This is a genomic window from Demequina sp. (assembly GCF_024642165.1).
Taxonomy (GTDB): domain Bacteria; phylum Actinomycetota; class Actinomycetes; order Actinomycetales; family Demequinaceae; genus Demequina.
On sequence record NZ_JAHEBP010000072.1, the window covers coordinates 4,293 to 10,409 of the forward strand.

Consider the following 6,117-nt stretch of genomic DNA (forward strand, 5'->3'; position numbering starts at 1 on the left):
AGGACGTGATGATCACCGGCGTCACCCTCGCCGAGTAGAGCGTGAGCTCGGAGCCCACCGCGCCGCCGGTCTGCCCGCGGCACACCGAGCGCGTCTCGTACGTGCGCTGTCAGCGTTGCGGGCGTCCGGCGTGCCCGGAGTGTCAGCGCCCGGCCGCTGTGGGAATCCAGTGCGTCGACTGCGTTCGGGAGGCCAAGGCGACCGCACGCCCGCTGCGGAACCGGCTGGGCTTCACGTCGGCGATGGGAACGCCGTACGTCACCTACGGACTTATCGCGGCCAACGTGCTTGCGTTCCTCTACGGCACGTACGTGCTGGGCACCGGCGTCTGGCGCGTCGAGTGGTCGCTGATCCCGAACCCGACGGTCTTCGCCGACTTCGCGCTCGGCGGCGGCGACGAATGGTATCGCTGGATCACATCCGGCTTCCTCCACTTCGGGCTTCCACACCTCGCGATGAACATGTTCGTGTTGTGGCAGTTCGGGTCGCAGCTCGAGCCGATCCTGGGACGCGCGAGGTTCATCGGCCTGTACCTGGCGTCGCTCCTCGGCGGCTCGGCGTCGGTGATGCTGCTGGCCAACAGCGGCATCCACGGTGGCGCCTCGGGCGCCATCTTCGGCCTCATTGCCGCCTTCGCGGTGGTGCTGATCAAGCTCCGGCTCGACTACCGCTCCCTCGTCACCACCGCGGGCCTGTGGCTCGTGCTCGGCTTCGTCATCCCGGGCATCTCCTGGCAGGGACACCTGGGTGGCGCCGTAGCCGGAGCGCTTGCGATGCTCGCGATGCTGCGCTGGGTCGACCGCCGCCCCGCGCAGCGGTAGCCGCGCCCGCCAGCCCAGACCCGTGCATCGTCCCGGACGAATCACACGGGTGTAGTTCTCCCCAGACTTCTGCACAGAAGGGGATAACTACACGGCTGTCGTTTCTCCACCGATGTGGACAGCGCGGTAGAGAACCCGCACGACGGGGGTTACTTCCAGCGCGTCAGCAGCACCATGCCGGCGGCCATGAATACGAAGCCGACGCCCAGGTTCCAGTCCGTGATGCCGGGGATCGGGAACTGTGCCTTCGAGACGTAGTAGACGACGATCCACGCGGGGCCCAGCACCAGCAGGGTCACCGCGGTGGGGAGCAGCCACTTGGGGTTGCCCGAATCGGGCTTGCCCAGGTTGCGGGGAGCCTTGTAGACCTTGGGGTCGCGCTTCTTCGACACTGCCACTTTTCCACTCCGTACGTCGCGGTGCCCGCTCGCTGCGGCGGGATCTCCAGGCACCAGGGTACCGAGAGGTGGGTCAAAGGGGGATTCCGTGGGCCCGCACGCCTCCCGTACGCTGGGTGCATCATGACGGCCCCCGCGCAGGTCCCCGCCCAGCCCGGCCTCCCCGCCGGGGGCGGACCGCGCCGCGGCGGCGCGCGCCCGAGCGTGGGCAACCGCCTGCTGTCGCTCGTGGGCGAACTGCTGATCATCGTCGGCGCGCTGGTGGGTCTCTACGTCGTCTGGCAGCTGTTCTACACGGACGTGGTCGCCGAGCGTGAACAGCAGCACGTGCTCGACGAACTCGACTGGGCCTACACAGGACCCATCTCCGCGGGCACCGATGTGCCCGACGAGTCCGTGATCGAGCCGTTCGCGGTCCGGCGTTCGCCGGAGACCGCGCCGGTGATGGACGAGCCGTCCTTCGCCACCACCTTCGCGACCATCTACGTCCCGCGCTGGGGCAGCGACTATGTCAAGCCCATCTCCGAAGGCACCACCCGCCGTGATGTGCTCGACACCCTGGGCATCGGCCACTACGTGGGCACCGGGATGCCGGGCGCGTACGGCAACTTCGCGATCAGCGCGCACCGCACCACCTACGGCAAGCCCTTCAACCGGATCGCCGAACTGCAGGACGGCGACGCCCTCGTGGTGCAGACGGAGGAGGCCTGGTACGTCTACCGGGTCACCGAGCACCTGATCGTGCGGCCCAACCAGGTCGAGGTCATCGCCCCCAACCCCTACGCGGCTGGGGCGGGCCCGGACGGCCACTACATCACTCTGACCACGTGCCACCCCATGTACTCGGCGGCGGAGCGGTACATCGTCCACGGCGAGCTCGAGTACTGGTCGCCCGTGGGCGAAGGGGTGCCGGAGGAGATTCAGGAAGAGGTTCAGCCGTGATCTTCCCGTTCGTCTGGAACCTGATGCCGGGGCCCGTGTGGATGCGCGTGCTGTTGATCGTGGTGCTGGTCACCGCGATCGTCGCGGCGCTGTTCCAGTGGGTGTTCCCGTGGGTCTCGGTCACCTTCGACATCCAGGACCAGAACATCGAGGCGGGCGCATGACCAGGATCCTGGTGGTCGACAACTACGACTCGTTCGTCTACACGATCGTGGGCTACCTGCGTCAGATGGGCGCCCAGACCGTGGTGGTGAGGAACGATGCGGTGGCGGACGCCGGCGCGGTGAGCGACTACGACGGCGTGCTCATCTCGCCCGGGCCCGGCGCTCCCGCGGACGCCGGTTCGTCGATGGACGTCATCCGTGCCTGCGCGGAGTCCGGCACGCCGATGCTGGGGATCTGCCTGGGACATCAGGCGCTCGCCGAGGTCTACGGCGCGGTGGTCTCGCACGCGCCGGAGCTGATGCACGGCAAGACCTCGCGCGTGCTGCATGACGAGGGATCCGTGCTGCACGGGCTGCCCTCGCCGTTCACCGCGACCCGCTACCACTCGCTCGCGGTCGAGAACCCCACGGTGCCGCCGGTGCTCGAGGTGACCGCCTCGACGGCCAACGGCATCATCATGGGCCTCAAGCACAAGGATCTGCCGCTCCATGGCGTGCAGTTCCACCCCGAGTCGGTGCTCACCGAGGGCGGCCACCGGCTGCTCGCCAACTGGCTCGAGCTGTGCGGGATGCCCGACCCGGTGAGCCGCTCGGCGGGACTCAGCCCGCTGGTGCGCCGCTAACCCACCCCGCCCGCGCATCGTCCCACGGCACGGCGCGTCCAGATTCCCACTGGTCGATGTGACGCGAGTCGAGCCGCGTGACAGATGTGACCGCCCCATCCTTCACAGGGGCACCATCCCGTCACATCGACCAGTGGGAGTCGCGGCTAGAGCCAGCCGTTCCAGACCGCTATGAGCAGCAGGGTGACCAGGAAGCCCACCGGCTGATTGAGCCACAGGAAGGTACGCCAGCCGCGGTTGGCCTCCTCGCACGTCGCGTCGGTGACGCCCACGAAGCGCGCGACGGAGACCAGGTAGGCGAGCGGCAGCACCGCGGCGAGGGTGCCCGGCCACGGGAGCGCGAGCAGCAGCAGGGACGATGCGCCGTACAGGGCGAGCGCGAACCACACCGTCGCGCGAGCGCCGATCACCGTGGCGACGGAGCCGATCCCGCCCTCGCGGTCCGCCCGCACATCCTGGACTGCCCCGAACGCATGGCTGGCCATCCCCCACAGGATGAACGCGCCCCACACGGGCCACACCGAGCGCGAGGTGAGCGACGCCCCGGCGATCACGAGCGCGTAGATCAGGGGTCCGCAGAAGTGCAGCGCGGACGTGAGCGAGTCGAGGAACGGGCGCTCCTTGAAACGCAGCCCGGGTGCCGAATACGCGATCACGCCGAACACCACGAGGGCCAGCGTGAGGCCCGCGGCAACGGTGCCCTGCAGCACGAGCCACACGAACGGCGGCAGCACGGTGACGGCCGATGCCCAGAGGATCGCGCGGTGCACCCCGCGGGCCCGCTCGCGGTCCAGAATCACGTCGCCCTCGATGCCGCCCTTGCGCGGGTTCGCGAGGTCGGACTCGTAGTCGAACACGTCGTTGATGCCGTACATGAGCAGGTTGTACGGGATCAGGAAGAACAGGGTGCCCACGATCAGCACCGCGTCCACCTCGCGCGTCGCCATGAGGTAGCCGGCCGCGAACGGGAACGCGGTGTTGATCCACGAGATGGGCCGCGAGGCCCGCACCACGCTCGCGAGCGTGCTCACGGCGCCTCCCGGTCGCGCCGCGTGAGCCACGTCCACACGGCAGGTATCAGCATCACGGCACCCAGCGTGTACGAGAAGTCCTCGATCGGCGCGGCTCCCACGCGGACGCCGGAGATATGCGCGTCGTCATAGGCGACGATCCCGAGGCCCACGATCACGTTGTCGAACACCGCCGTGAGCGCGATGAGCACCAGGCCGGTCAGGAGGATCGGACGATGCGGCAGTCGCCGCAGGGTCGGCACCGTCACCGCGGCGATGATGGCGAGCACGGCGACGGACAGCACGACGTAGGTCATGGAGCTGCCTCCGCGGTGGCCGGCCGGCGCTCGCGCGCGCGGCGATCGAGCCATCTCCACAGCAGCAGGGTCTGGTAGACGAGCAGCAGCAGGAAGAACAGCTCCTCCAGCGGCACCTCGGGGGCGAGCAGGACTCCGGTGAGGTACGGCGCGTCGCCGATGAAGAAGATGCCGAGCCCCACCCCGATCGCGTCCCACGCGAGAAACACGGCGACTCCGATGGCGATGGTCAGCAGCGCGGCGCGGGGCCGGTCGAAGACGGCGATCCGGAAGCGCAGGTCCAGCACCACGAGCCCGGCGAGAGAGATGATCAGACCGGCCAAGTAAGCGAAATGACTCACCTTGGGGGGCCGTCCCTCAACCCGCGGTTCTCCGCGCGGCGTGCGAGGTTGCCGAGCACTCCGGCATCCCGGGAGCGGCCCAGGAATCCGGGCGGCGCCGGGGTGGGCAGCGGCCCCACATCGACGGCGCCGAGCATGCGCTTGGCCACCAGCTCCGCGGAGATCAGGCACAGGGGCACGCCGATGCCGGGCGTGGTCGACGCGCCCGCGTAGAGCAGGTTGGGCACCTTGTCGGACACGTTCGCGGGGCGGAACATCGCCGATTGCAGCACCGTGTGCTCCAGCCCCAGCGCCCCGCCCTGCCAGGCGCCCAGGCCATCGGCGAAGTCCGCGGGAGTGGTGACCCGCAGGATGCGGGCGCGAGCGGCCAGGTCGGGGATGCCGGCCCACGCTCCCACCTGAGCGAGGTAGCGACGGCCGATCGCCATGAGCTCCGCCCGCGACTCCTCAGTCGATCCCAGCGTCGGGTCGGCGGGGAACGGGACCAGCATGAACAAGGACTCCGTCCCCGCCGGCGACACCGACGGGTCCGTCGCGTCCACGCGCGAGACGTACACGGACGCCGGCACCGGGGGGAGCTCCTTCGCCATGATCGCGGAGAAGTTCGTGTCCCAGTCGCGGGTGAAGAACAGGCTGTGGTGGGCGAGTTCGGGCAGCTCGCCCTCCACCTCCGCCATGACCAGCAGGGCGCTGACGCCGGGGTTGCGCCGCTTCCAGGACTTCTCGGGATGGGTGCGCCGCTCCTCCGGCACCAGCACGGTCTCGGTGTGATGGAGATCGGCCGCCGAGACCACCGCGTCCGCCTTCACCACCTCTCCCGTATCGAGCTCGACGCCCGTGGCGAGTCCGTGGTCGCCCACCACGATGCGCGCGACGGGTGCGGAGGTGCGGATCTCCACGCCCTCCTCGCGCGCCACGCGGGCCAGCGCCTCGATCACCGCGTACATCCCGCCACGCGGGTAGCGCACGCCGTCGGTGAGGTCCAGGTGGCTCATGAGGGAGAACAGGGACGGCGCCCGCGAGGGCGAGGAGCCGAGGAACACCGCGTGGAAGCCCAGGATCTGGCGCAGGCGCGGGTCCCGCACCTTCGACTCGATCCGCGACCCCAGCGAGCGCGTCAGCAGCGAGGACAGTCGGGGCAGGCGCTTCAGCACCTCGGGGCTCACGACCCCCAGGGGCTGCGCGAACGTGGTGTAGAGGAAGCGGTCGAGCGCGAGCCGGTACAGCTCGCCGGCGTCCTCGGCGTAGGCGCGCATGGCCTCGCCGTCGCCCGGGCTCATCTCCTCGAAGCGCCGCCAGTTCTCCTCCGAATCGGCAGAGACCTCGAGGATCTCCGCCGGCCCCCACGGGTCCTCTCCCTCGAAGAACACGCGATAGCGCGGGTCGAGGTCGATGAGGTCCAGCTCCTGCTCGACGTCCCGTCCCATCAGCGCGAAGTACTGCTCGAACGCCTCGGGCATGAGATACCAGGACGGTCCCGTATCGAACACGTGCCCGGAGA

At 69.5% G+C, this 6,117-nt stretch carries 9 protein-coding genes; 4 read left to right on the forward strand and 5 right to left on the reverse strand.

The features are described from left to right. Nucleotides 1–242 precede the first annotated feature (242 nt). A complete protein-coding gene (locus Q0L54_RS07750) occupies nt 243–821 on the forward strand; it encodes a rhomboid family intramembrane serine protease (RefSeq protein ID WP_296666839.1) in 579 nt (192 codons plus the stop codon). 149 nt (nt 822–970) lie between these two features. Here Q0L54_RS07750 and Q0L54_RS07755 read toward each other — a convergent pair whose 3' ends face one another. Next, entirely contained in the window at nt 971–1,219 is a 249-nt protein-coding gene (locus Q0L54_RS07755; RefSeq protein ID WP_296666841.1) for a cell division protein CrgA, read from the reverse strand. Between the two features lie 123 nt (nt 1,220–1,342). On the opposite strand from Q0L54_RS07755, the gene Q0L54_RS07760 reads away from it, so the two are divergent. The 3 genes from Q0L54_RS07760 to Q0L54_RS07770 are packed head-to-tail and all read left to right on the forward strand — an operon-like array spanning nt 1,343 to nt 2,948. Continuing rightward, on the forward strand, nt 1,343–2,161 hold the full coding sequence (locus Q0L54_RS07760; protein ID WP_296666843.1) for a class E sortase: 819 nt from the start codon (nt 1,343–1,345) through the stop codon (nt 2,159–2,161). Next, nucleotides 2,158–2,325 (forward strand): hypothetical protein, encoded by a 168-nt coding sequence (locus Q0L54_RS07765; RefSeq protein ID WP_296666846.1) that lies wholly within the window; start codon nt 2,158–2,160, stop codon nt 2,323–2,325. Before Q0L54_RS07760 ends, Q0L54_RS07765 begins: the two co-directional genes overlap by 4 nt. Continuing rightward, nucleotides 2,322–2,948, forward strand: coding sequence for an aminodeoxychorismate/anthranilate synthase component II (locus Q0L54_RS07770; RefSeq protein WP_296666848.1), 627 nt, complete (start codon nt 2,322–2,324; stop codon nt 2,946–2,948). The genes Q0L54_RS07765 and Q0L54_RS07770 overlap by 4 nt, the downstream gene beginning before the upstream one ends. 146 nt (nt 2,949–3,094) lie before the next feature. On the opposite strand, the gene Q0L54_RS07775 is transcribed toward Q0L54_RS07770, so the two are convergent. The 4 genes from Q0L54_RS07775 to crtI form a co-directional block, all read right to left on the reverse strand. After that, entirely contained in the window at nt 3,095–3,979 is an 885-nt protein-coding gene (locus Q0L54_RS07775) for a prenyltransferase (RefSeq protein ID WP_296666850.1), read from the reverse strand. Beyond that, nucleotides 3,976–4,275, reverse strand: coding sequence for a lycopene cyclase domain-containing protein (locus tag Q0L54_RS07780; protein ID WP_296666852.1), 300 nt, complete (start codon nt 4,273–4,275; stop codon nt 3,976–3,978). The genes Q0L54_RS07775 and Q0L54_RS07780 overlap by 4 nt, the downstream gene beginning before the upstream one ends. Next, nucleotides 4,272–4,598 (reverse strand): lycopene cyclase domain-containing protein, encoded by a 327-nt coding sequence (locus tag Q0L54_RS07785; protein WP_296666854.1) that lies wholly within the window; start codon nt 4,596–4,598, stop codon nt 4,272–4,274. Before Q0L54_RS07785 ends, Q0L54_RS07780 begins: the two co-directional genes overlap by 4 nt. Nucleotides 4,599–4,612: 14 nt before the next feature. Further along, nucleotides 4,613–6,117 (reverse strand): phytoene desaturase family protein (gene crtI, locus Q0L54_RS07790; RefSeq protein WP_296666855.1); only part of this gene is annotated, 1,505 nt, incomplete at its 5' end.